A 22,704-nucleotide genomic window follows, 5' to 3' on the forward strand; every position below is an offset into this window, starting at 1 on the left:
TCATCCGAAAGCTCTCGGGGTAAGAACGTGGCCGGTTTTCTCATCAAGCGATTGCTTCAGGCGATTTTCGTCGTAATCGCCATCACCCTTCTCGTCTCATTCGCCATCCGCCTCACCGGCGACCCTGCCGTGATGATGTTTCAGGGCGGCGGCAGCATGACCGAAGACGACCTGGCCCGTATCCGCACAGCCCTTGGCACGGATCAACCTTTCCTCGTGCAGTATTTCACCTTCCTGAAGGGGCTGCTGACGCTCGATTTCGGCCGTAGCTTCACGGGCGGTACGCCGGTCTCGCAGCTGATCGCCAATGCCTTGCCCGCCACGCTGCTGCTCGCCTTCATCTCCATGGTGGTCTCGATCGCGATCTCCATCCCGCTCGGCATCAAGGCAGCGACTGCACGCGGCAAGACGGCGGACCAGGTGATCCGCGTTCTCTCGCTCCTCGGCCTCTCCTTCCCGAACTTCTGGCTGGCGCTGATGATGGTGCTGTTGTTTTCCATCACGCTCGGCTGGCTGCCACCGAGCGGCATGGTCGGCATTTCGAGCTACGTCATGCCGGCCGTGACGATGGGCGTGATCCTGACGGCGACGAACGTCCGCCTGGTGCGCACCGCCATGCTGGAAACGCTGCAATCGCAATATATCATGGTCGCACGCGCCAAGGGCCTTAGCGAAAGCAAGGTGCTCTACAAGCATGCGCTGCGCAATTGCACGATACCGCTCATCACTTATTTCGGCATCCAGTTCGGCGGGCTGCTCGGCGGCATCGTCGTCATCGAGCGCGTCTTCAACTGGCCCGGCCTCGGCACGCTGGCATTCGACGCCGTCGGCGCCCGCGACTACCCGGTCTTGCAGGGCGTGATCACCGTGCTGGCGCTGTTCATCATTGGCGTCAACCTCCTCGTCGACATCGCCTATGGCCTTGTCGATCCCCGTATCCGCACGGAGTAACGCCGATGGCCGCCACAGTTTCTCACCGTTCGCGTTTCTACAGCTTCGAATTCATATTCGGTGTATTGCTCACCGCTGTCATTTGCCTTGCCGTGCTGCTCTCCGACATACTTTTTCCAGGCGGCGCGGAAAAGATCGATCTGATGGCAAGGCTTGCAAGGCCCTTCGCCAGCCTCGCCCATCCTTTCGGAACCGACCCACTCGGGCGCGATGTGCTGGCCCGTGTCGTTGCAGGCGGCAAGATATCGCTGACCGTCGGCCTCACCTCCGTGATCGGCGGCGTGGTTCTCGGCGTGCTGGTGGGGCTTGCCGCGGGTTACTACCGTGGCATCTGGGACATGCTGCTGATGCGCTTTGCCGACGTCCAGCTTGCCATGCCCTTCATTCTTCTGGCGATCACCTTCATCGCCATTGTCGGCGGCAGCCTCACCAACACCATCATCCTGCTGATCGTATCACAATGGGTGCAGTATGCGCGCCTCGTGCGCGGTTCGGTGCTGAGCCTGCGCGAGCGGGAATTCATCCTCTCGGCGCGCGCGATCGGCGTCAAAGACTGGCGCATCATCTTCCAACACCTGCTGCCGAACCTCATCGGACCGGTGATCGTATTGATGACGCTGAACATCGCCACCAACATTCTCCTGGAAAGCAGCCTGACCTTCCTCGGACTGGGTGTCGACCCGACAATTCCGAGCTGGGGCGGCATGCTGGCCGATGGCCGCACTTATCTGCAGACGGCGTGGTGGGTGAGCCTTTTCCCGGGCGTCGCAATCCTTTTGACCGTACTTGGCCTCAATCTTCTTGGCGACTGGCTGCGCGACAGCCTCGACCCGACCGGCAGAACGACAAGGTAAGACATCATGACCGTGATTTTCGAAAGAAGTTTTGAGGGCACGCTGTCGCGCCTCGTCGCCGATGCCAGACCCAACCAGAATTTCGAGGCATGGACTTTCGATGACAGAGAAAGCCGCCAGCAGACCGAACGCAAGCTCGCGGAAAAAGGCATAAGCGCTCGCATTCGCAGCGCCTACAAGCCGCTGGTCAATGCCTTCGTCGAAGAAATCGATCTGCATGATGTGAATGCGATCGAGATCCGTTATCCGGTTCATCCCAGCGCGCCGGAAAACCGCTTTCGCCTGGAAGCCTATCCGCTCGCGGCAATGGTGGGAAATCGCAAGATCACCTTTACCGCGCGAGCCGACAGCGACTTTCATTACGACGTTCTGCTGAAAAACAAAGCCGGCGAAGACTGCCAATTGAAGGTGCTGGCGCCCAATCGCGTCCATATCGATGCCGCCGGCGAAACGAGCGTTTCTCCGACCGGCTGGCTCGTGCCGGACGGCAATGCGGCGGGCAACCGGCTCGCCACCGATTATGAACAACTCTTCGAGGAGACCATTGCTGCGGTCACACACTTCGACTGGGGTGCAAGAGAACCCTATTTCGAGGAACTGAACATTCGTGTTGCCCTGCCGGCGGCGGATGAAGCTTTATCCATTGGCGATGAGGTGATGAGCCTTCGCGAGGCGCTGCATGAAGACTTCTATTTCTCGCTGCTCGAATTCTTCCAGAAGAAATCCGGCCGTCCGCTCGGCGACCGCGGCCTGAAGCCGGGTCAGATCGTTCCGCAGATCCTGCAGTCCTCTGGCCAAATCTCTGTCAAAGTCGAAACGCAGCCGCTATCCACGCGCTATTGGGATGGCCCGGAACAGCAGATCGAGACGGCAACAGAACCGTTGGCCGTACAGCAGATCGAGGCCGAGCTTGCCAAGATTGGCGGCGAAGCGTTTGAGGCCGTCACACGCTCTGGCCGCACAGTTGGAGCGCGCTACATCAAGGGCCGCGACGCGGCCGTGATGATCAGCGGTGGACAGCACGCCAACGAGACGACCGGGGGTGCGGGTGCCTTGCGTGCGGCACGTCGGCTGGCCGGGATCGAAGGCGCGCATTTCACCATTTCGCCGCTGGAAAACCCGGATGGCTACGCCCTTCATCAGCGCCTGCGCCAAGACAGCCCGCGCCACATGTATCATGCCGCCCGCTACACCGCTCTCGGTGACGATCTCGAATATCGGACCGAAGAGACTGCCGGTCCTTATCTCTTTGAAAAGGAAATCCGCTTCCAGGCGGAAAGGCTGAGCGGCGCACGGCTGCACGTCAACCTGCATGGCTACCCGGCCCATGAGTGGACGCGGCCGCTCTCCGGTTATGTCCCGCGCAACTTCGCCATGTGGACACTGCCGAAGGGCTTTTTCCTGATTGCCCGTTATCATTCCGGCTGGGCGGCGCAGGCCGAGCAGCTTCTGGACAAGGTGACCAGGCACCTCGGCGCCATCCCGGGACTGCTGGATTATAACAACCGCCAGATCGCACTCTATGAAATCCATGCCGGCGAAACCGGCTTCCGCACCATCAACGGCTTCCCGTGCCTTGCCAATATCGACGATCGCCATACGGTACCGATGACCTTGATTACCGAATATCCGGACGAGACCATCTACGGCGAGGCGTTTGTCGCCGGCCACACCGCACAGATGGAAACCGTGCTTTCGGCCTATCGCGCCTGGCAGGAGATCATGGCTTCGAGTTAATCGGACGGGATGATCGGAGCATGTCGAGCAGCGCGGTCATCGCACTGGACGTATAGCCGTCCTTCCGCCTTACGAAGAGCGTATCCACCAGCGACCGCTCCGGCGGGAGCTCGTGGATTGCAACCCTGCCCTCCCGGGCGGCAGCAGCGACGACACCTCTCGGCAGGAGAGTGACGCCGACGCCTGCCGACACACAGCTAATGATCGTATCGAGAGAGCCGAACTCCAGCGGCTTCGCGGTGACGATACCCATATCGGCAAGAAGCGACTCCAGCCGCTGCCGATAAGAACATCCGATCTGGAAGACGATGGTCTTCAGATCGGCGATATCGGCCAAATCGTCCATTCCGCCAATGGCGGGCGATGTCACGAGAACAAGTTCTTCGCGAAAGATCATCTCGTGATCGAGATCGGGATGGCTGACGGGACCTGCCACGAAGGCGCCCTCGACCCGGCATGAAACGACATCGTCGATCAGCCGGCGGGTCGTGCCCGTCGCGACGACGAGGCGCACCTGTGGATATGTCTTGGCGAATTGGCCGAGGAGCGGCGACAATCGCAGCGCCGTGGTCGTCTCCAGGCTGCCGAGGGAAAGCGTCCCGCCCGGCTCACCATCATCCCTAGCGGCAGTACGGGCATCGGTCAGAAGCTTGGTGATGCGCCCGACAAATGGCAGAATTCGTTGCCCCGCCGGCGTGGTCGACACGCCCCTGGCATGCCGCTGGAACAAGCTGACGCCCAGCTCTTCTTCCAATGCCCGGATCCGCGCTGTCACATTCGATTGAACGGTATGCAGCTCCTGTGCTGCCCGGTTCATGCTGCCGTGCCGCGATACTGCTTCGAATACCCTAAGATCGGATAGGTCCATCTTCCTCTTATCTCCAATAGAGATAACTGCTCTCATAATAATTCATTTTTTATGATATAACGCGCGGCGTATTCTCTCAAGCACAGATAGTTGAGAGAGTTCCCATGACCGAAACCACCACGCACGAAACCGACAGGAACCATCATGATGCTCATATGGCATGGCGTGCCATCCTGTCGGCATTCTGCGCTTGCCTGATCGGCATCGGTCTTGCCCGTTTCGCCTATACGCCGCTCCTGCCCGCCATCGTCGATAACAATTGGTTCGAAGCCTCGGCGGCCGCCTATCTGGGTGCCGCAAATCTTTCCGGCTATCTGGTCGGCGCATTGCTCGGGCGGACGGTCGCCGCCCGTGCCTCCACGGTCCTGACGCTCAGGATCATGATGCTTGCCGCAACGACAGCCTTCTTCGCCTGCGCCTTTCCTGTCAACTTTCCATGGTTCTTTGTGTGGCGTTTTGCAGCCGGCCTTGCCGGCGGCGCCCTGATGGTTCTGGCAGCGCCGACCGTCCTGCCGCTGATCGCACCGTCTCGCCGAGGGCTTGCCAGCGGTATAATCTTCATGGGCATCGGCGCTGGCATCGCACTATCGGGCACATTGGTGCCCCTGCTGCTGCGACAGGGCTTGCGTGAGACATGGCTCGGCCTCGGCGCCTTATCGCTGCTGCTTACGATCATCGCCTGGACCGGATGGCCGCGCGAAATCGCCGGCCACACCGCCGCGAGCCATCATGCCACGCATGTCCCGAAACGCTGGACGCTGCGCGCGCTCTACATCGAATATGCTTTGAATGCCGCCGGCTGGGTTCCGCATATGATCTTCCTCGTGGATTTCGTTGCCCGCGGCTTGGGAGAGGGCTTGCAGGTCGGCGCGGAATACTGGGTGCTGTTTGGCCTCGGCGCGACCATCGGCCCCATCCTCGCCGGCCATTTGGCCGATCGCACGGGTTTTGCCGCAGCGCTGCGGTTTGCCTTCCTTCTCGAGGCCGTCGCAGTCGCCATTCCCACCTTTGGTCTCGGGCAGGCTTGGCTCATCGCGTCAAGCCTGATCGTCGGCGCCTTCGTAACCGGTACGGTTCCCCTGATACTCGGGAGGATCGCGGAATTGCTGCCGCACCATCCGGCGCAGCAGAAGGTCGCATGGAGCCTGGCAACCGTATTCTTTGCCCTGTTTCAGGCGGCCGCGGCTTATGGACTTTCCTTCATCTTCGCCCGAACCGGCGGAAACTACAGGGTCCTCTTCTTGATCGGAGCCGGCGCAATGGTTCTCGCTTTGGCGATCGATCTCACCATTGCGGTGTTGGTCCGCGCTCCTCAGGAGAATGCCCAAGGTCCCGACACCTAACAATAGGAGAACATGGCATGACAAAGCTTTTGACTGAAATTACCGGCAGTGAAAACATGATGGGGAATGGTGGTGCACTCGATGCGCTCATCGGCTTTTATCGCGCCTTCAACGCCGGTGACCTGGAAGCACTGGCCGCCAACTGGGCCGATGGCGGCAAGCCAAGCATGGACAATCCGATCGGCGGCATCCGGCGTGGATGGCCGTCGATCCGTGAAGGCTATGCAAAGCTGTTTGGTGGAAAGGCGAAAGTCCAAGTCGCATTCCATGATTTTACCAGCCAGGGCGGCGATGACTGGCATCTGTTCGTTGGCCGGGAGCGGGGAAGTTGCGTCACCGCCGACAGGAATATCGAGCTTCGCATCCGCACGACACGCTGGTTCACCCGGATCGACGGCGTCTGGCGTCAGCTCCACCATCACGGCTCCATTGAGGAACCTGCCCTGCTTGCTGCCTATCAGGAAATCATCTTCGGTGAGCCATTGGAGCGACCGGCGTAGATATTGGCACGAGATTTTGGCCCTCTGCGCGCTACCTTGCCCACATGGCGCCAAAGTTTCACGCGAGTTGGGATTCATGAGGCATTTTCTGCTGCTGTTCGCCAGCCTGTCCATTCTCTGCCTGGGGTCTTTTGCACCGCCGGCACAGGCCGAGGGATTCGTTCGCGCCGATCATCAGCGGATCGTCGACGGCAAGGGCAATCCCCTCATCCTGCGCGGTCTCGGCCTCGGCGGCTGGATGGTGCAGGAAGGCTATATGATGGGGCTTTCCAATCTGAAGGCGCAGCACATCATTCGCCGCCGCATTTCCGAAGTCATCGGCGAGAAAAGGACCGAGCAATTCTATCGATCCTGGCGCGAGAATGCGGTAACGAAAGCCGATATCGACGCGATGGCCAAATGGGGCTTCAACAGCGTACGCCTGCCGATGCACTGGAAGCTATTCATCGAGGACAAGCACGGCAAGAACACGTCCAAGAACATTGTCTGGAACGAGGAGGGCTTTCGGCGGATCGACCTTTTGATCCGCTGGCTGAAAGCCAATGACATGTACCTGATCCTCGACCTGCATGCGGCACCCGGCGGCCAGGGTCACGACATCGCCATTTCCGATCGCAATCCGAACAAGCCGTCGCTCTGGCACAGCGATAAGAACCAGACAATGATGATCGCGCTCTGGAGCGAGATTGCGCGGCGCTACAGGGACGAGCCGACGATCGCGGGCTATGATCTGTTAAACGAACCGAACTGGGGTTTTCAGGACAAGAAAGATAAGGGCGGCTGCCGCGAGACCGAAAACCGGCCGCTGCGTGACATCTATCAGCGCACCATCCGCGCCATCCGCGCGATCGATACCAACCATATGCTTATCATCGAGGGCAATTGCTGGGGCAATAACTATGCCGGCATATTGCCGATCGACGATCGCAACACGGCGCTCAGCTTTCACAAATACTGGACACCGACGACGCAGGAATCGATCGAACCCTTCCTGAAGCTGCGCGAGCAATATGATATGCCGCTATGGAACGGTGAATCCGGCGAAAACAATAATGATTGGTATGCCCGCGCCGTCGCATTGCAGGAAAGAAACGGCATTGGCTGGTCGTGGTGGCCATTGAAGAAGATGGGCGCCGGCAATCCGCTGGAGATCAAGACGAATGCAAATTATCGCCGTCTGATTGCCTATCTCCGCGGCGAGGGCAAGAAACCTTCCGCCAAAAGCGCCTTTGCCGGCTTGATGCAGCTTGCAACCGACAGCCGCTATGACAGGAATATCCATCATCAAGCCGTGCTCGACGCCTTGATGGGACCTTCGCGCAAATCAGGCATTGCCAAGTAGGATCACGGTCGATCCATTGGCGCGAGATGCCCCATATCTCCCGGAATCCAGCTACCCCATTGCATGCCTGATGGTCTTCGAGAGACGCAGCAGAAACGGAGGCCGAGACGAAGCCACAAGCTTCCACGAGAGGATGGTCTTTGCCATATCCCGAGGCAAGACACCGATCGAAAGAAACCATCCGGCCAGCATCAGGCGACGCTTTCGCGACGCATTCATCTTGAGACTGGCAACCGCGCCGGCCATAGCAAGAGAGAGCCTGGAATCATTCGCAACGGGATGTTGGTCCCTGTCGATGCAAAGCGATGCCAGACGCTCCTCCAGATGGACGGGATCGCGCAGGCCGGCATCATCGGGCATGTCCAATCCGATCTCCGTTGCCTGATCCGACAGGGCCTCCAACCGGCGGAAATCATGCGCTATGCGCCAGCGTGCGCGCTGACCGAGCTTTTCGGCAAAGACGGAATGATTGGCGCCATGTATGCGATAGGCGCCGAGGCAATCTTCGATGGAGGTCACTTCACCATGGAGCGGCGCAACCGTGGCAAGATATCCATCGGCGCCCTGGCGAAACTCCGGTTCCGGGACCGGCATGACCTTGTCCAGCACCGAACGCTTGAACGCAAGACCGCTGGTGACCGTTGTCTGATAGCGGCCTTTCCGCAGTAACTCCGGAGTGACATCGCCGGAATCGAAGGGCAGTTCTACCGGCGGAAATACATCCTTTACATGCATCTGTTCATCAACGATATGCAGCCTGAACTGTACCTGGGCTGTCTTCTCTTCAAAGGCTTCAACAACCTCTGATACAGCATTCGGATAGAGATAATCATCCGCATCGAGAAACAGCACGATCTCTCCGTGGCTGGATGCGAAGCCGGTGTTGAATGCTGCAGCATGTCCACCGTTCACCTCACGCAGACATGTCTTTATTCGAGAGCCATAGGAGGCGATGACGTCAACCGTCGCATCCGTCGATGCATCATCGACTACAATGACCTCGGCATCGTCGTAATCCTGATCCAACGCGCTGTCGATACTGCGCCTCAGAAAATGCGCGTAGTTGTAGTTCGCAATGACGATGGAGACGGGAGTGCGGTCTTGGATGGAATACATCGCATTGAACCTCGCAGATCTGCTTTGGTCGCGGCGAACCTTCTCATTCAGGTCCTAATGAATGACGTCGATACTGGCCGGGATAGATCCTGACGCATAAGTGGTATTACGTGATATCCTATGCAGCCGATGCTTGGATCCTGTTGATCCGTCTTGCCTTTCCGAGCCTCACCAGTTTTATGGCTTTTGAATGACCGGCCGGCACGATGTGAATGCCGGCCACGCTATTCATTCGATAGATTCTTACTTCACTTGATAACGTCGAGCTGCGGTAGAGCGCGAAAGATTAGGCTTCAAGGCCTGCCGTGCATCTTCATAAGCCTTCTGCAAATCGACGTCTTCGAGAGCAGGGATCGTCGCAAGCTCGCCCCGATCAAAGCCAACCAGCGCTGCATCGACCATATCCTCGGTCGACATGACGATCTCCGATGGCAGATGTTCGACGGGGACACCGGCGACCGCCCAGAATTCCGTTGCAGTCGCGCCGGGCAGAACTGCCTGTACGCGAATATTCTTATCCGCCAGCTCATGCTTGAGGGACTGGCTGAAGGCAAGGACGAAGGCTTTCGTGCCGCCATAAACGCCATTCAGCAATTCCGGTGCGATTGCGACGATCGACGCAATATTGATGAGGGAGCCGCCACCACGCTGAACAAAGCCTGGCACCGCTGCATAGGTCAGCCGCATGAGCGCCGTGACATTCAGATCGATCATCTGCTGCATCTTGTCGACATCGGCCTCCAGCAAAGGTGCCGCCCCGCCAAAGCCGGCATTATTGACGAGAAGCGTAATCGCTTCATCCGTCTTCAGCACATGCTCGATACGCCGCAGCCCATTCGCCGAGCCGAGATCTGCGGCGATCACTTCGACCTTGCATCCCGTCTCTGTACGCAGCCGATCCGCAATCGCCGAAAGCCGGTCTTCATTGCGCGCCACCAGAATAAGGTCGTAGCCCCGGTGGGCGAGCCGGTGCGCATAGACGGCGCCAATGCCCGAAGAAGCGCCCGTTACCAATGCCTTGCCCGATGAATTTGTCATTGTTTCCATTCCTTGTCCTGCGGCGTCACTATTCCGCTGCAATAACAATACGCGCGGATGCCGATGACCTAAATGTCATATTCACCACGTTTTCAGACATTTCAGAACGGTAAATAATGGCTCGAATCGTAGAAAATTGATGCCGTTCGCGACCGATAAATGCTATAAGCACCTTTTCCAGCCGTGAGCTTTGCCATGCATTCCATCGGATTTCTCGTCTTCCCCGGCTTTCAGGTCATGGGATTTACCGCAGTGACCGCCTTCGAGGTTGCAAATCTGGCGAGCGAGAGGGAGCTCTATCGTGTAACGCTGCTATCGGAAACAGGAGGGCCTGTACGCTCATCGGCGGGGTTCTGTGTCGAAACGGAGGCATTTGGCGACGCTGCCTTTGATTCTCTTTTCATAGGCGCGGCGACGGAAGTTTCATCGACATCTCCGGCGATCCTCGACTATATCCGTCGGGCAGCAAAATCCGCCCGGCGCGTCGCGGCTCCATGCACCGGCGCCTTTGCTCTGGCTGAAGCCGGCCTGCTCGATGGTCGCCGCGCAACGACACATTGGGTCTTTGCGCGAGAGCTGCGGGATCGCTTCCCCGCGCTGAAGGTCGATGAAGACAAAATCTTCATCATCGATGGGTCCATCTGGACATCGGCGGGCATGACCGCCACCATCGACCTCGCCCTTGCGATGATCGAGAAGGATCACGGCGAGGAGCTGGCACGAGCAGTGGCCCGAAAGCTCGTCGTCTATCACCGCCGCGCCGGCGGGCAATCGCAATTTTCCACGCTTCTCGAGCTGGAGCCGAAGTCCGACCGTGTTCAACGCGCGCTCGACTTTGCCGGACGAAATCTGCGCAAAATCGTATCGGTCGAGGAGCTGGCAGAGGCGGCAAGCCTCAGCCCGCGCCAGTTCAACCGCGTCTTCCGCAGCGAGACCGGCCAATCCCCCGCCAAGGCGATCGAGAACATGCGGGTGGAGGCTGCGAGATTGATGATCGAAGACGGCCGCCATTCGATGGACGAAATCGCCACCGAAGTCGGCTTTGCCGATCGCGAGCGCATGCGTCGCGCATTCCTGCGCGTGCTGGGCCAGCCGCCGCAGACGATCCGCCGCAACGTACGCGCTTTCGGGTAGATGTAGCCGGCGAAGAACGAAGTCGCGGCCGCCATCAAGGCCCATAGCGAGAAGAGGTGAGATCGACCGAAAGGGGCGGCTTGTACCCGCTCCTTTCGGATTGCTGCACGGCATGGAATGAACCTTCTCCGAGCGGAGCGTCATTGCCCACTCGCCACGATCGCTCAGTTCAAGGAGAAGTCCTGCTCAACACATTTGGCCGTAGCGATCTTATGCCGCTGCCTCGAAGCATTCACTACAACGATTGCTGCATGGTCTGTCGGCCACATCACCGACCATCGGCAGGTTGATCCGATGCGCTAGGAGCTCCAATCAATATGTCAGCACCAATAGCCGCATAGTCCCTCATTGAGCGCGCGTCTCTCTTCCGGTTCAGTTTAACTCCTGGGGCCGGCAATGTCGAAGATACATCCGCCATGATGCTTGTTCGATGGCGCAACTACACACCCTCGATGACATCAGCATATCTCAGGCAAGAAAAAGCCCGCATGAAGCGGGCTTCTTAGTCTTATTCTGCTGCGCCTGCAGCTTTCGTCTTGCGCGTGCGCTTCGGCTTTGCTGCCTCTGCAGCAGCCGGTGCGGGAGCGGCAACCGAAGCGGCCTTTGTCCGGGTAGCTTTGGGTGCCGCAGCTTTTGGTGCTGCCTTGGTAGCAGCAGGCTTGGCGGCGGCCGACTTTACCGTTGCCGCGGGCTTGGCAGCCTTCGCCTTCGTCTTCGAAGCCGTTGCCTTGCCTCCAGTCTTTGCCGCGTTCAGGAGTGCGACGCGACGTTGGCGGTTCTGCTCGAGAGCCTGCTGGAAGCCGACATCATTCTCCGCATGAAAGGCCAGATCATCGAGAAACTCAGCCACGTCCTTGACCGTGTCGACAACGACGTAGCTCAATCCACGACCGGCATTGATGGAGTCGCGGCCGACCGTCACGCCAAAGCCACCGGGGACACGCTGGAACCAAGTAGAGCGCCACTTCTTGAAGCCTGCAGCGTCTCGCTCGTACTCCTCCAGATATGCCTTCTGTTCCGCTACTCGAGCACGAAATGTATCGACAACATTGCGTGCGCCAGCCTTCGGCTTATCAGCCTTTTTTGAAGTCCATTTCTCAAGAAAGTTTGCCATTGATCCGATCTCTTCAGGTTAGCGTTCTTTGTCAAGCCGCCGTTGCTTAGGAAGCGATGACGAAGCTCCTCCGCATGGATGCCCGCATATATGTAAAGGATAGATGTATAATGGCAACATAATACGTCATTATTGTCGACAATCTGGCCTTTGCAGCCGCCTTTGGAGAGCAAAGACGCTCAATTTTCGCAAATTTTCCGACCCGATTGGCCATTTCCGGACATGATCTGAAAACTTCGGCAAGGCGTGCTGCGGTGCATCCTTGCTTGGAAATGCTCTATGGCGATGCACAAACCTTGCGGGCGTGTCGAGGGGTAGTTGATGCCGTCTCTGGCTCTTGCCGCCACTTTGTTGTCCGGCAAACTCCTATGCATTCGCCTCTACGAGACCGAGGCCCGAGATAGCAACCTCTGCGCTCGGTCCGTATGCACCTCGGGATCACTCCATGATCCTGTGAGTTTTTCCTCTCTACACTGCCTTCGTCAGCTCGCCATACGGATCCAGCACGAACTTCGTTGCAGCACCTCGATTGAAATTCTCATATCCTTGTGCAGCATCTTCGAGCGAAATGATCCTGGAGTTGACAATATCTGCAATCGGCAGCCTGTCCTGCAGGATCGCCTGCTTGAGCTGGCGATTGTATTTCAACACCGGCGTCTGTCCCGTATGAAAGGATAGTACCTTTGCCTTGCCGAGACCGAAGCGCAGAGACAGGCTGCCCTGTTTCGCGGCACTGTCTACGGCACCGGGATCTTTCGTTACATACAGTCGGGGAATACCGATCGAACCGGCGGCTCCTGTCGTCTCCATCATTTGATTGAGCATGATCACCGGCTGCTCGCCGCTGAATGACCAGGCACCTCGGAGCCGACTGCATCGATCGCACTATCCACCTTATGGGTGCCGATGACTTCAGCGATCATATCGCCCAGACGATCGCTCCTGGAAAGATCGATGGTTCGAAGCCAACCTTGCATGTGCAGGGCGATCCTTGTCGAGCCTGACCGACGCTGTCCGCGCCGGTCAGGTCCGGAAATTATCAGACCGCCCGCTTCAACGCATCGCCAAGCATGGAGACGATCGTTTCGATCTCTGCGCGCTCGATGATGAGTGGCGGAGAAAGAGCGATAATATCGCCGGTTACGCGGATCAACAGGCCCTTCTGGAAGCAATCGACGAAGACGTCGTAGGCCCGCGTGCCCGGGGCGCCATCACGCGGCGCGAGTTCTACAGCGCCGACTAGGCCGAGATTGCGGATATCGACTACATGCGGCAGGCTCTTCAGTGAATGCAGCGCATTCTGCCAGTCCTCGGCCAGTTCGGCTGCACGCGTCAGCAGACCTTCCTCCTCGTAGATTTCCATGGTCGCAAGCCCCGCGGCGCAGGCGACCGGATGGCCGGAATAGGTATAGCCGTGGAAGAGCTCGATCTGGTTTTCCGGGCCGGTCATCAGGCCATCATAGATCTTGCGGCTGGCAAAAACGGCGCCCATCGGTATCGTGCCGTTGGTGATGCCTTTTGCCGTCGTGACAAGATCGGGAACAACGCCGAAATATTCGGTTGCAAACGGGGTGCCCAAGCGGCCGAAGCCGGTGATCACTTCATCGAAAATCAGCAGGATGCCATATTTGTCGGCGATGGCGCGCAGCCGCTCCAGATAGCCCTTCGGCGGCAGAACGACGCCGGCAGAACCGGACATCGGCTCGACGATGACGGCGGCGATCGTTTCAGCCCCGTGCAACGCGACCAGCCGTTCGAGGTCTTCCGCAAGCTCGATGCCATGGGCCGGCAGGCCCTTGCTGAAGGCATTGCGCTCGATATCGAGAGTGTGACGCATGTGATCGGCAGGGATCTGCGGGAAGACGCGGCGGTTGTTGACGAGGCCGCCGACGGAAATTCCACCGAAGCCGACGCCGTGATAGCCCTTTTCGCGGCCGATGATGCGGGTGCGCGTGCCCTGGCCGATAGCGCGCTGATAAGCGATGGCGATCTTCAGCGCGGTGTCGACCGACTCGGATCCGGAGCCTGTGAAGAAGACGCGGTCGAGCCCGGCCTCCGGACCGCCCGGCGCATGCGCAGCGAGCTTTGCCGCAAAGTCGAAGGCGATCGGGTGGCCCATCTGGAAGGTCGGCGCATAGTCCATGGTGGAGAGCTGGCGCTCGACCGCCTGTGCGATCTTCCTGCGGCCATGGCCGGCATTGACGCACCAGAGGCCTGCCGTCCCATCAAGCACCTTCTTGCCGTCGACATCGGTGTAATACATGCCGTCGGCGGCTGCGAGCAGACGCGGAGCCGCCTTGAACTGCCGGTTTGCCGTGAACGGCATCCAGAAATTTTCGAGAACAGGGGTGTTGGAATGCGTGATCTTGTCCATGGTCGCCTCCATTGCATTATCCCTGACATCAGCGATTTTCCTGTTTCGAACAAGACCTTTTCTTGCTGAATTTAACCCATTGATTTTGCTTATATCACATGAGATGTTTTCGATATTTCGAACATCTGAAACCCGAGACCGTCATGTCCGTCGATATCGGCAATCGCCTGCGTCATCTGCGCCTTGCGCACAATCTTTCTCAACGCGAACTCGCCAAGCGCGCGGGCGTTACCAATTCGACGGTCTCGCTGATCGAATCCAATTCGGCTAATCCATCCGTCGGTGCGCTGAAACGCATCCTCGACGGCATCCCGATCGGCCTTGCCGAATTCTTCGCCTTCGAACCGGAAGCACCGAAAAAGGCTTTCTACGCGGCTGAGGAGTTGGTCGAAATCGGCAAAGGCCCGATTTCCTATCGGCAGATCGGCGAAAACCTCTTCGGCCGCAGCCTTCAGATCTTGAAGGAGTGCTATCAGCCGGGCGCCGATACCGGCAAGGTACCACTGGTGCACGAGGGAGAGGAAGGCGGCATCGTGCTCACCGGCCGCCTGGAGGTGACGGTGGATGACGAACGCCGCATTCTCGGCCCAGGCGATGCCTACTACTTCGAAAGTCGCCGCCCGCATCGCTTCCGCTGTGTCGGGCCATATCCCTGTGAAGTCATCAGCGCCTGCACGCCGCCCAGCTTCTAGTGGACGGGTAGGCCGGATGGCCTGCGCTTACCATCGGCATCGATCACGACGTCGGCTACGAACGCCCGCACCCTGTTCTTGTCCGCAGTACCGATCGTCCTGATGAGATTGGCGATGTCCAGGCGATCTGGATGGAGGAAGACAACATCGGCAGCCGAGGCCACGGATGGGTTCTCGCCATGACGATACGCTGTCGCGACCACGGGCTGTCCCTGCGGCGGGCGCGGCGTGATCGAAGGACCGAGAACTTGAAAGCCACTGCCCTTGAAATTGATGTAATGCAGCTTCGAGCCATCCAGAAAGCGCTGACTTTCCTTATCTCGAATGACCGCTCCATCTTCCCAGCTGTCCCATAACCCCCGCACGACATCGACGACATCAAGCGCGTCCTGACGCAAGGCGGCGCTTCCCGCTGCAGGAAAGCCATTGAGGGCGCCAATAGCTTGCCGGGCATGCACGGCCCTCGATCCATCATAATGCTGAACCAGAAAACCCGCCCTGCCCTCGCTTACGAAATCCAGCGTCGCGATGGCGGTCGAGACATGAAACGGCTCGAGGAAATTGACCGCTGCGCCGGGGATGATTCTGATATTGCTGCTGCTCGCGGCAAGCCAGTTTGCAAGCAGCACGGCATCCAGCCCGTCGCCGTCAAGACGGGCAAAGCCGTCTTCCAGCGTCACAAAATCGACCACCGTGTCGAAACGCGCAACAAGCGCCCGCCAGAATTTCTTCTGAGCGTCGCGCGAATTGCGGTTTGCGCGGCAACATCTAATCCGATGCCGACCCTGAGACCATTTGGATGCGTCATGTGAAGTCCTGTTTCGCGATATTGTGGAACTCGAAGGCAGATCCGATTTCTTGTCAGGATCTGCCGATAGCCATCGGAGACGCCATGCCCGTCACGCAGCGGAGGTTTCGTGAGCCGCCAGGCGGGCGATAATCTGCTGCTCCTGCCCGGCCTTGAGCGCAGTCACGCGCGCCGTAGCCTCCTCAAAGGAGGCGGCAGGCGGATAGATCGGTGTCAGACCGGGTGCTCCCGCCTTTTTACCGATATGCTTTTCGAACGGCAGGGAGCGATAGAGGCTCGGGTCGACGGTCGGGTCGAAAAGAGGGCGATAACCGAGCGACAGATAGAAGGCCACGGCCTCCGGTTGGCGAAAGCCGGTGCTAAGGTAGGCCCTGTTATAGCCGAGTTGCCCGGCACTCTCCTCGAGCGCGATCATGATGCGGCGTGCCAGTCCCTGACGCCGGAGATCCGGATGCGCCCATATCCGCTTGAACTCAGCGGTTTCGTCGTCGTGGCTCATAAAGGCGCCGCCGGCAATGGTCTGACCGTCGCGCTGCAGCAGGAGAAAATCGCCAAGCGGCGGGGCGAACAGCGCACTCGGATAACGCATGATTTCCGCTCGCGCGCCGCCCGGGCGGCTGACGGCGCCATATCTGCTATCATACTCGCTGGCAAGACCATCGATCAGCGGTTCCGCCGCCGGGTCCAGCAATGACGACCGGACTATGATATCGTTCATGCATATGCCTCCAAACAATGTTCTGAAGGCTGCCCGGGATCGATCGTGAGGATCGCCGATCTTGCCGACCACTCTGCAAACTCCGCTCAGCGCTTCGCAGGCAGAGCATGCATGATCGATGGTGCGCTTCGCACGGCACGATCTTTCATTGTGCGGTCGATGATTGAAACATCGTTGCCCGATTCTTTTGTCTATTAAAATTATAGATTATATTGTCAAATTTATGCAACCAAAGAGCCGCACAAGCGCACCAGCTCACCGCCCTGTTTCGCGGCATACAAGAGAACATCGGGAGATCGAGCCACAGACGCCTGGATATTCGCGACCCGTTTATTCGCACCAAACCTAGTCAGCAGAAGATTGCTCCGCACCTCGAAAATGAAGTAACCGATGAAGAATAGCGATGCCCAGGAACGTAGGCATATTCGCTCTGAATGAAATGAGTTAGTGGCTCTCGCGCGGAACCTTGGCGCCGCGTCCGCCGACCAGGAAATCTAGGTCGGCGCCGGTATTGGCCTGCATGACCGTTCGAACGTAAAGGCCTTGGTATCCTGAGGTCATTTCCGGCACCGGTTCCTTCCAGGCCACGCGCCGCCGTGCAAGCTCATGGTCCGGAACGTCGAGAACCAATGTGCGGGCCTCGACGTCGAGTGCGATGAAATCCCCTTGCTCGACGAGTGCCAGCGGACCGCCGGCGGCGGCTTCCGGCGATACATGCAGCACCACGGTTCCGTAGGCCGTGCCGCTCATGCGGCCATCGGAAACGCGCACCATGTCGCGTACGCCTTTCTCCAGCAGTTTGCTTGGCAAAGCCATGTTGCCGACCTCGGCCATGCCGGGATAGCCGCGCGGACCGGCCCCCTTCAGCACGAGAACGGAATTCTCATCGACATCGAGGTTCGGATCGTCGATCCTGGCATGGAAATCCTCGATAGTCTCGAAGACGACGGCGCGGCCGCGATGACGCATCAGATGCGGCGATGCGGCCGATGGTTTGAGCACCGCCCCATCAGGCGCAAGATTGCCCTTGAGGACGGCAATTCCCCCGCTGTCGACGAGCGGATTTGACCGGCTGCGGATGACGTCCGGATTGCGGTTGACGACATCGGCAATATTATCTCCGACGCTCCCCCCCGATACGGTGAGTGCATCGAGATGGAGGAGGTCGGAAATTTCCTTCATCACGGCGGGAATGCCGCCGGCATAACAGAAATCCTCCATGAGGTATTTGCCCGACGGCATGAGGTCGACGATCGTCGGCACGTCGCGCCCGAGCCTGTCCCAATCCTCCAGTGACAGGTCGACGCCGATACGCCCGGCGATGGCGAGCAGATGAACGACGGCATTGGTCGATCCGCCGATCGCGCCATTGATCTTGATGGCATTCTCGAACGCCTGCCTCGTGAGAACCTTCGAAAGCCGCATATCTTCCTTGACCATCGCGACGGCGCGGCGCCCGGTCATCCGGGCAAGCCGCGCCCGTCGGGCATCGACGGCAGGCCATGCCGCATTGGTCGGCAGGGCAACGCCGAGGGCTTCGACCATCGACGCCATGGTCGAGGCCGTTCCCATTGTCATGCAGTGGCCGGGCGAGCGTGACATGGCACTTTCCGCATCCATGAACTCCTGCCGGCTCATGGTGCCTGCCCTCACTTCCTCGGAGAATTTCCAGACGTCCGTGCCGGAGCCGATCGGCTTGCCGCGAAAATTACCATTCAACATCGGCCCGCCTGAAATGACGATCGTCGGCAGATCGCAGCTTGCCGCACCCATCAGCAGCGATGGTGTGGTCTTGTCGCAGCCGGCCATCAGGATGACGCCGTCCATGGGATTGCCGCGGATCGCCTCTTCGACATCCATGGAAGCGAGATTCCTGAAGAGCATCGCAGTCGGCCGCAGATTGGACTCGCCGCAGGAGAAGACCGGAAATTCAAGCGGCAATCCGCCGGCTTCCAGGACGCCGGCCTTGATATGCGTGACCAGTTCGCGGAAATGCGCGTTGCAGGGCGTAAATTCCGAAAACGTATTGCAGATGCCGATGACGGGGCGGCCGTCGAACACATCATCGGGCAGGCCACCATTCTTCATCCACGAGCGATGGATGAAGCCATCCTTGTCCACTCCGCTGAACCACGCCTGCGACCGCCGCTTTGGATCCTTGGTCATGATTGCCTCTTTTGTATTATAATTTATTTTTTTGTTATACAAATAAGCCATAGCGGTCAAGCGCGGTAGCGCTTGTGACCACAGGCTGAAGACGCTAGACATGTCTCGATTTTTGGGAAAGGCAGATGGCCGGAATGACTTCGGACGCCGATGATGCAAGCCTCGGCACCAACAAGAGATACCACGACGCGATCGTGCACGCGCTGGGTGAGCGGATCGTCGGTGGCGCACTTGCGGCCGGAGCCTCCATCGGAACGGAACAGGAGCTCTGCGATCATTTCGGGACATCGCGTACCGTCATCCGGGAAGCCATCAAGATCCTGTCGGCCAAGGGCCTTCTCGAAAGCCGCCCGAGAAGCGGCACCAGAGTGACCGATCACTCGGAATGGCTGCTGCTTGACCCGCAGGTCCTCGCATGGAGGCTCGGCGCGGAAAACGGCAGCGAGAGGGCACGTATCGATCTCTATGAACTCAGGCAATCCTTCGAGCCGGCCGCGGCGGAGCTTGCCGCCGCGCGTGCGACGCCGCAGACGCTACAGAAAATGAAACATGCCTTGCTCGGCATGACCCTCGCCTCGACCGCGGACGAAAAGATCGAGCACGATCTCGCATTTCACACCGCCATTTTGGCAGCGACCGGCAATGCCTTCTATCTGGCATTGGGGTCGCTGATCTCAGTGGGGCTGAAGCATGTGTTCAAGGCGGGGCTGCAACGGACTGCAAAGGAGGACGAACGCTGGATACGCCGTCACCAGAATGTCTATGAAGCCATTGCCGGCGCCGATGGTCCGGGCGCTGCCGAGCAGATGAAGAACCTCCTGCGCGAGGCGCTGGAGGTCCAGAAGCTGGAATTGCCGCAATCCGAAAATTAGAAGCAGATCGGCTTCAGAAAGATCCGAGCCTCTTAGCATGCAAGGCGACAAGTTCCTCGCCGAACGGTGTCGGACGCATGGCAGGCGCGCGATCGCGAACCGTGAGCCCCGCCCGCTCGGCAAACAGCCGCTTGCCGTAGCACATCAGGTGCTCGATCCCCTGCATGACGGCAACGGCGGATGGGAGCATGGCACGATAGATTTCCTCGGCACGGACCTCATTCCCAGCGCGAAAGGCGGTGTATGCGTCGACCGCATAGTCGATGAGATCGGGAGCGAGAATGTAGCCGGCACAGCCTGCCCGCAGCCCGTCAAGCAATTCCAGGCCACCTCGACCGTTGAAAACAGGCACGCCCTCGCCGATCGCCTTCATCAACGCCTTGATCTCGATGGCCGAGCCCTCCGCCTTCAACACCTTTACATTGGGATGGGCAGCGCGCAATGCCGCGAGATCCGGTCCCGTCAGGCCGCGTCCGAGAAAGGCAGGGGCATTCTGGATCGCCACCGGCAGGTTCGTCGCATCCACGACGCGGCCGAAGAAGCCAATATATTCGCCCACGCCGAAAGTGCCGACCGGTGGCGGCTGGAGGATCACCCAGTCAGCGCCAACGGCTTCGGCGTGCCGCACCTGCTCGACCTGCTCGGCAACCGAAGTGCCGAAGATGGTGAAGGCGAGCGGCAGGCGGCCGGCATTGTCCTCGGCAAGCCATTCCATCACGGTCCGGCGCTCGGCGGCCGTCAATTTGAAGACCTCCGTAGCAAGGCCGAGCGCGGCAAGCCCATGCACGCCTGCCGCCACGCAAATCTCGGTCTGCCGCTTCATCGCCGACCTGTCGAGCTTTTCCTCCTTATCGAAGAGCGCGTAGAGGATCGCATGAATACCGTGCAGTTTCTCAGGTTCGAACGCCATCTCGTTTCGCCTTATTGTTTAGAAAGCCGAAGGGCCGGCGCACCTTTGCGGGCGATTGCGATGCCGAGGAGGCCACCCGCGATCAAGGCGGCAGCCACCAGCGTCAGCGCCACATCATAGTTTCCGGTCGAATCCTTGATCCAGCCGATCACCGGCGGCAGGGCGAGGCCTGCGACATTCGCCAGTGCATTGATGAGCGCGATCGATACGGCCGCCGCAATCCCCGAGACGAACTCGGTGGTGACAGCCCAGAAGATCGGAATAACCGCCCAGTTGAGTGCCACCGAAAGGACGAGCAGCAAGTAGGACAGCCGTGGATCGCCGGCATGGGTCGCACCGAGAAGGCAGACACCGGCCAGGGCGAGCGGAAGCCCGAGATGAAACGCGCGCTCGCCGGTTCGATCGGAATGCCTGCCATTGAAGAACATGAAGGTACAGGCAGCCAGAAACGGCACCGCCGAAAGCAGGCTTACCGCCAGATTGCCGCCGCCGGACAGGCTCTTGACGATCAGCGGCATGAAAAGCGTGATGCCGATCGTCCCGAAGGCCTGAAGCAGCCAAAAGACGGCAAGCATCCAGACGCGAGTGTTGGAAAAGGCGGCACTCCAGGATGCATGATGCGGGACAGGCGCCTTCTCCTCCTCGGCGGCGATGGTTCGCTCGAGGCCATCCTGCTGCTTGGTCGTGAGCCATGTTGCGTCTCGCGGGCGATCGGGCAGGAACTTCAACACGACGAAGCCCAACAGGATGGCGGGAATGCCTTCGATCAGAAACACCCAGCGCCATCCCGATAGGCCGAGAATACCGTGCGCATTGAGCAGCAGGCCGGAGAGCGGCAAGCCGATGACCGATGCGAACGCTGCGCCGATATAGAAGAAGGACATGGCGTTCGCCCTGTCGCGCGACGGATACCATTTCGCGAGATAGTAGATGATGCCCGGCGTGAAGCCGGCCTCGGCCGCCCCGAGAAGGAGGCGCATTCCATAGAGCTGATAGGCGCTGGAAATGAATGCCATGCCGGCAGCAATGATGCCCCAGCTGATCATGATGCGGGCAATCCAGCGGCGTGCGCCGAACCGGGCCAGCAGCAGCTGCTCGGTATTTCGAAGACGATATAGGTCGCGAAGAATATGCCGGCCGCCAGCCCGTACATCTGGCTCGTCAGGCCCAGCTCCTCATTCATTCCGAGCGCGGCGACGGAGATATTCGACCGGTCGATGTAAGCGACGAGATAAAGCAGCATCAGGAACGGCAGGATGCGCAGATTGATGCGTCGGACCGCCTCCGCATTGGTATCGAAATTCATTTCCCTCTCCACGACACTCATCGGCACCCTACAAACATCATACCTTTAACATATGATGTTTGTAGGGTGCAACAAGCTATTTGCTTTTGTCACCGCATTCTGGTTGGTCTCGTTGGCGATGGAGGCGAAGGACCGACGCATGACGAAGACAAAGCCGAACAGGACGACAGCCCTCGTGGAGGCCCTCGGCATCCGCATCGCGTCCGGACAGATCCTCCCCGGCGCCTATCTTCCCTCGGAAGGCGAACTGGAGCAGGAATTTGGCGTCAGTCGCACGGTCGTACGTGAAGCGGCGAAGATATTGTCGGCCAAGGGTCTCGTGACCGTCAGGCAGCGCACGGGCACGCGAGTAGAGCCGCGAGAGCGATGGCAATGGCTCGATGGGGAATTGATCGCATGGCTGTCGCGCGGACGGATCTCGCACGATGAGCTTATGGCTTTTGCCGAGGCCCGCAAGATCATCGAGCCTGGGGCCGCCGCGCTGGCGGCATTGCGGGCAACCGATCTGGAACGTCAGGCGATCCTCGACATCTATCGCCGCATGGAACGGGACCAGAAGGACCCGATCGCAGCCGTCGCCGCCGACAAGGCCTTTCACATGTCGATCCTTGCAGCAACGCATAATCCGGTGCTGCAAAGCCTGCGCCAGGCGATCGAATCCATTCTCGATGCCGTTTTCCCGCATACGGTCGGTGCATTTGCGGCCAATCTCGAAAACCACGCCGCAGTTGCCGAGGCAATCGCCGCAGGCGACAGTATCGCCGCCAGACACGCGATGGAGGCTGTTCTCGACCAGACGTCAGGCTTCCTTGGGCACGCGCGGGAGCGGGCGGCATCATAGCCATCAAGATTTGCTCGCCA

At 59.3% G+C, this 22,704-nt stretch carries 21 protein-coding genes and 1 pseudogene; 10 read left to right on the forward strand and 12 right to left on the reverse strand.

The genetic code is table 11. From position 1 onward, the window contains the following. The first annotated feature begins 27 nt into the window (after window positions 1-27). The 3 genes from JJQ51_RS13420 to JJQ51_RS13430 are packed head-to-tail and all read left to right on the forward strand — an operon-like array spanning window position 28 to window position 3,542. Window positions 28-951, forward strand: a complete 924-nt coding sequence (locus tag JJQ51_RS13420) for an ABC transporter permease (protein WP_269244814.1) — start codon at window positions 28-30, stop codon at window positions 949-951. Between the two features lie 5 nt (window positions 952-956). Then, window positions 957-1,805, forward strand: coding sequence for an ABC transporter permease (locus JJQ51_RS13425; protein WP_269244815.1), 849 nt, complete (start codon window positions 957-959; stop codon window positions 1,803-1,805). Window positions 1,806-1,811: 6 nt separating this feature from the next. Then, entirely contained in the window at window positions 1,812-3,542 is a 1,731-nt protein-coding gene (locus tag JJQ51_RS13430; protein ID WP_269244816.1) for a M14 family metallopeptidase, read from the forward strand. Here the strand turns inward: JJQ51_RS13430 and JJQ51_RS13435 are convergent. Continuing rightward, window positions 3,526-4,410 carry a LysR family transcriptional regulator gene (locus JJQ51_RS13435; protein WP_269244817.1) on the reverse strand — a complete coding sequence of 295 codons (885 nt, stop codon included), beginning with the start codon at window positions 4,408-4,410 and terminating at the stop codon, window positions 3,526-3,528. The genes JJQ51_RS13430 and JJQ51_RS13435 overlap by 17 nt on opposite strands. A 104-nt stretch (window positions 4,411-4,514) precedes the next feature. Between JJQ51_RS13435 and JJQ51_RS13440 the strand changes: the two genes are divergently transcribed. From JJQ51_RS13440 to JJQ51_RS13450, 3 genes are all read left to right on the forward strand, one after another. Further along, window positions 4,515-5,753 (forward strand): YbfB/YjiJ family MFS transporter, encoded by a 1,239-nt coding sequence (locus JJQ51_RS13440; RefSeq protein ID WP_269244818.1) that lies wholly within the window; start codon window positions 4,515-4,517, stop codon window positions 5,751-5,753. A 17-nt stretch (window positions 5,754-5,770) separates the two neighbouring features. Continuing rightward, complete coding sequence (locus JJQ51_RS13445) at window positions 5,771-6,253, forward strand: YybH family protein (RefSeq protein WP_113350873.1); 483 nt, start codon at window positions 5,771-5,773, stop codon at window positions 6,251-6,253. A gap of 76 nt (window positions 6,254-6,329) precedes the next feature. Then, on the forward strand, window positions 6,330-7,595 hold the full coding sequence (locus tag JJQ51_RS13450) for a glycoside hydrolase family 5 protein (protein WP_183808699.1): 1,266 nt from the start codon (window positions 6,330-6,332) through the stop codon (window positions 7,593-7,595). 51 nt (window positions 7,596-7,646) lie between these two features. On the opposite strand, the gene JJQ51_RS13455 is transcribed toward JJQ51_RS13450, so the two are convergent. Continuing rightward, a complete protein-coding gene (locus JJQ51_RS13455) occupies window positions 7,647-8,711 on the reverse strand; it encodes a glycosyltransferase (protein ID WP_145319604.1) in 1,065 nt (354 codons plus the stop codon). Window positions 8,712-8,954: 243 nt separating this feature from the next. Beyond that, complete coding sequence (locus tag JJQ51_RS13460; RefSeq protein WP_113389504.1) at window positions 8,955-9,749, reverse strand: SDR family NAD(P)-dependent oxidoreductase; 795 nt, start codon at window positions 9,747-9,749, stop codon at window positions 8,955-8,957. Window positions 9,750-9,944: 195 nt separating this feature from the next. Between JJQ51_RS13460 and JJQ51_RS13465 the strand changes: the two genes are divergently transcribed. Next, on the forward strand, window positions 9,945-10,883 hold the full coding sequence (locus JJQ51_RS13465) for a GlxA family transcriptional regulator (RefSeq protein ID WP_113329321.1): 939 nt from the start codon (window positions 9,945-9,947) through the stop codon (window positions 10,881-10,883). Window positions 10,884-11,391: 508 nt separating this feature from the next. On the opposite strand, the gene JJQ51_RS13470 is transcribed toward JJQ51_RS13465, so the two are convergent. From JJQ51_RS13470 to JJQ51_RS13480, 3 genes and pseudogenes are all read right to left on the reverse strand, one after another. Further along, window positions 11,392-11,997 (reverse strand): hypothetical protein, encoded by a 606-nt coding sequence (locus JJQ51_RS13470; protein ID WP_113329322.1) that lies wholly within the window; start codon window positions 11,995-11,997, stop codon window positions 11,392-11,394. 468 nt (window positions 11,998-12,465) lie between these two features. Then, a pseudogene (locus JJQ51_RS13475) lies at window positions 12,466-12,970 on the reverse strand (formaldehyde dehydrogenase, glutathione-independent); the annotation flags it as partial. A 66-nt stretch (window positions 12,971-13,036) separates the two neighbouring features. Further along, window positions 13,037-14,371: an aspartate aminotransferase family protein gene (locus JJQ51_RS13480; protein WP_113351070.1), complete on the reverse strand. Its 1,335-nt coding sequence runs from the start codon at window positions 14,369-14,371 to the stop codon at window positions 13,037-13,039. 143 nt (window positions 14,372-14,514) lie between these two features. Between JJQ51_RS13480 and JJQ51_RS13485 the strand changes: the two genes are divergently transcribed. Beyond that, the gene (locus JJQ51_RS13485; protein WP_069610031.1) at window positions 14,515-15,063 is read left to right on the forward strand and encodes a cupin domain-containing protein; all 549 of its coding nucleotides are present in this window, start codon (window positions 14,515-14,517) and stop codon (window positions 15,061-15,063) included. On the opposite strand, the gene JJQ51_RS13490 is transcribed toward JJQ51_RS13485, so the two are convergent. The 3 genes from JJQ51_RS13490 to JJQ51_RS13500 form a co-directional block, all read right to left on the reverse strand. Beyond that, the gene (locus JJQ51_RS13490) at window positions 15,060-15,743 is read right to left on the reverse strand and encodes an LLM class flavin-dependent oxidoreductase (RefSeq protein WP_162748764.1); all 684 of its coding nucleotides are present in this window, start codon (window positions 15,741-15,743) and stop codon (window positions 15,060-15,062) included. The two genes, JJQ51_RS13485 and JJQ51_RS13490, sit on opposite strands and share 4 nt — an antisense overlap. 219 nt (window positions 15,744-15,962) lie before the next feature. Beyond that, the gene (locus tag JJQ51_RS13495; protein ID WP_113350869.1) at window positions 15,963-16,589 is read right to left on the reverse strand and encodes a GNAT family N-acetyltransferase; all 627 of its coding nucleotides are present in this window, start codon (window positions 16,587-16,589) and stop codon (window positions 15,963-15,965) included. Window positions 16,590-17,033: 444 nt separating this feature from the next. Next, window positions 17,034-18,755: an IlvD/Edd family dehydratase gene (locus JJQ51_RS13500; protein WP_113389503.1), complete on the reverse strand. Its 1,722-nt coding sequence runs from the start codon at window positions 18,753-18,755 to the stop codon at window positions 17,034-17,036. 125 nt (window positions 18,756-18,880) lie between these two features. Between JJQ51_RS13500 and JJQ51_RS13505 the strand changes: the two genes are divergently transcribed. Continuing rightward, a complete protein-coding gene (locus JJQ51_RS13505; RefSeq protein ID WP_113329324.1) occupies window positions 18,881-19,627 on the forward strand; it encodes a FadR/GntR family transcriptional regulator in 747 nt (248 codons plus the stop codon). 13 nt (window positions 19,628-19,640) lie between these two features. On the opposite strand, the gene JJQ51_RS13510 is transcribed toward JJQ51_RS13505, so the two are convergent. The 3 genes from JJQ51_RS13510 to JJQ51_RS13520 are packed head-to-tail and all read right to left on the reverse strand — an operon-like array spanning window position 19,641 to window position 21,843. Then, complete coding sequence (locus tag JJQ51_RS13510) at window positions 19,641-20,537, reverse strand: dihydrodipicolinate synthase family protein (RefSeq protein ID WP_113350867.1); 897 nt, start codon at window positions 20,535-20,537, stop codon at window positions 19,641-19,643. 11 nt (window positions 20,538-20,548) lie between these two features. Next, entirely contained in the window at window positions 20,549-21,583 is a 1,035-nt protein-coding gene (locus JJQ51_RS13515; RefSeq protein WP_210248387.1) for an MFS transporter, read from the reverse strand. After that, complete coding sequence (locus JJQ51_RS13520) at window positions 21,580-21,843, reverse strand: hypothetical protein (protein WP_210248386.1); 264 nt, start codon at window positions 21,841-21,843, stop codon at window positions 21,580-21,582. The genes JJQ51_RS13515 and JJQ51_RS13520 overlap by 4 nt, the downstream gene beginning before the upstream one ends. Window positions 21,844-21,982: 139 nt before the next feature. On the opposite strand from JJQ51_RS13520, the gene JJQ51_RS13525 reads away from it, so the two are divergent. Next, the gene (locus tag JJQ51_RS13525; RefSeq protein WP_113350866.1) at window positions 21,983-22,684 is read left to right on the forward strand and encodes a FadR/GntR family transcriptional regulator; all 702 of its coding nucleotides are present in this window, start codon (window positions 21,983-21,985) and stop codon (window positions 22,682-22,684) included. The last annotated feature ends 20 nt before the right edge of the window (window positions 22,685-22,704 follow it).

Origin of the sequence: Rhizobium sp. AG207R (assembly GCF_027109195.1) — a bacterium.
Lineage (GTDB): Bacteria > Pseudomonadota > Alphaproteobacteria > Rhizobiales > Rhizobiaceae > Rhizobium > Rhizobium dioscoreae.

Bases quoted from the DNA above. Each gene is read 5' to 3' on its own strand.
- JJQ51_RS13445 (WP_113350873.1), top strand. From the start codon at position 5,771: ATGACAAAGCTTTTGACTGAAATTACCGGCAGTGAAAACATGATGGGG.
- JJQ51_RS13480 (WP_113351070.1), bottom strand. From the start codon at position 14,371: ATGGACAAGATCACGCATTCCAACACCCCTGTTCTCGAAAATTTCTGG.
- JJQ51_RS13425 (WP_269244815.1), top strand. From the start codon at position 957: ATGGCCGCCACAGTTTCTCACCGTTCGCGTTTCTACAGCTTCGAATTC.
- JJQ51_RS13440 (WP_269244818.1), top strand. From the start codon at position 4,515: ATGACCGAAACCACCACGCACGAAACCGACAGGAACCATCATGATGCT.
- JJQ51_RS13450 (WP_183808699.1), top strand. From the start codon at position 6,330: ATGAGGCATTTTCTGCTGCTGTTCGCCAGCCTGTCCATTCTCTGCCTG.
- JJQ51_RS13455 (WP_145319604.1), bottom strand. From the start codon at position 8,711: ATGTATTCCATCCAAGACCGCACTCCCGTCTCCATCGTCATTGCGAAC.
- JJQ51_RS13495 (WP_113350869.1), bottom strand. From the start codon at position 16,589: ATGAACGATATCATAGTCCGGTCGTCATTGCTGGACCCGGCGGCGGAA.
- JJQ51_RS13460 (WP_113389504.1), bottom strand. From the start codon at position 9,749: ATGACAAATTCATCGGGCAAGGCATTGGTAACGGGCGCTTCTTCGGGC.
- JJQ51_RS13485 (WP_069610031.1), top strand. From the start codon at position 14,515: ATGTCCGTCGATATCGGCAATCGCCTGCGTCATCTGCGCCTTGCGCAC.
- JJQ51_RS13500 (WP_113389503.1), bottom strand. From the start codon at position 18,755: ATGACCAAGGATCCAAAGCGGCGGTCGCAGGCGTGGTTCAGCGGAGTG.
- JJQ51_RS13520 (WP_210248386.1), bottom strand. From the start codon at position 21,843: ATGAATTTCGATACCAATGCGGAGGCGGTCCGACGCATCAATCTGCGC.
- JJQ51_RS13505 (WP_113329324.1), top strand. From the start codon at position 18,881: ATGGCCGGAATGACTTCGGACGCCGATGATGCAAGCCTCGGCACCAAC.
- JJQ51_RS13470 (WP_113329322.1), bottom strand. From the start codon at position 11,997: ATGGCAAACTTTCTTGAGAAATGGACTTCAAAAAAGGCTGATAAGCCG.
- JJQ51_RS13525 (WP_113350866.1), top strand. From the start codon at position 21,983: ATGACGAAGACAAAGCCGAACAGGACGACAGCCCTCGTGGAGGCCCTC.
- JJQ51_RS13435 (WP_269244817.1), bottom strand. From the start codon at position 4,410: ATGGACCTATCCGATCTTAGGGTATTCGAAGCAGTATCGCGGCACGGC.
- JJQ51_RS13430 (WP_269244816.1), top strand. From the start codon at position 1,812: ATGACCGTGATTTTCGAAAGAAGTTTTGAGGGCACGCTGTCGCGCCTC.
- JJQ51_RS13510 (WP_113350867.1), bottom strand. From the start codon at position 20,537: ATGGCGTTCGAACCTGAGAAACTGCACGGTATTCATGCGATCCTCTAC.
- JJQ51_RS13515 (WP_210248387.1), bottom strand. From the start codon at position 21,583: ATGATCAGCTGGGGCATCATTGCTGCCGGCATGGCATTCATTTCCAGC.
- JJQ51_RS13465 (WP_113329321.1), top strand. From the start codon at position 9,945: ATGCATTCCATCGGATTTCTCGTCTTCCCCGGCTTTCAGGTCATGGGA.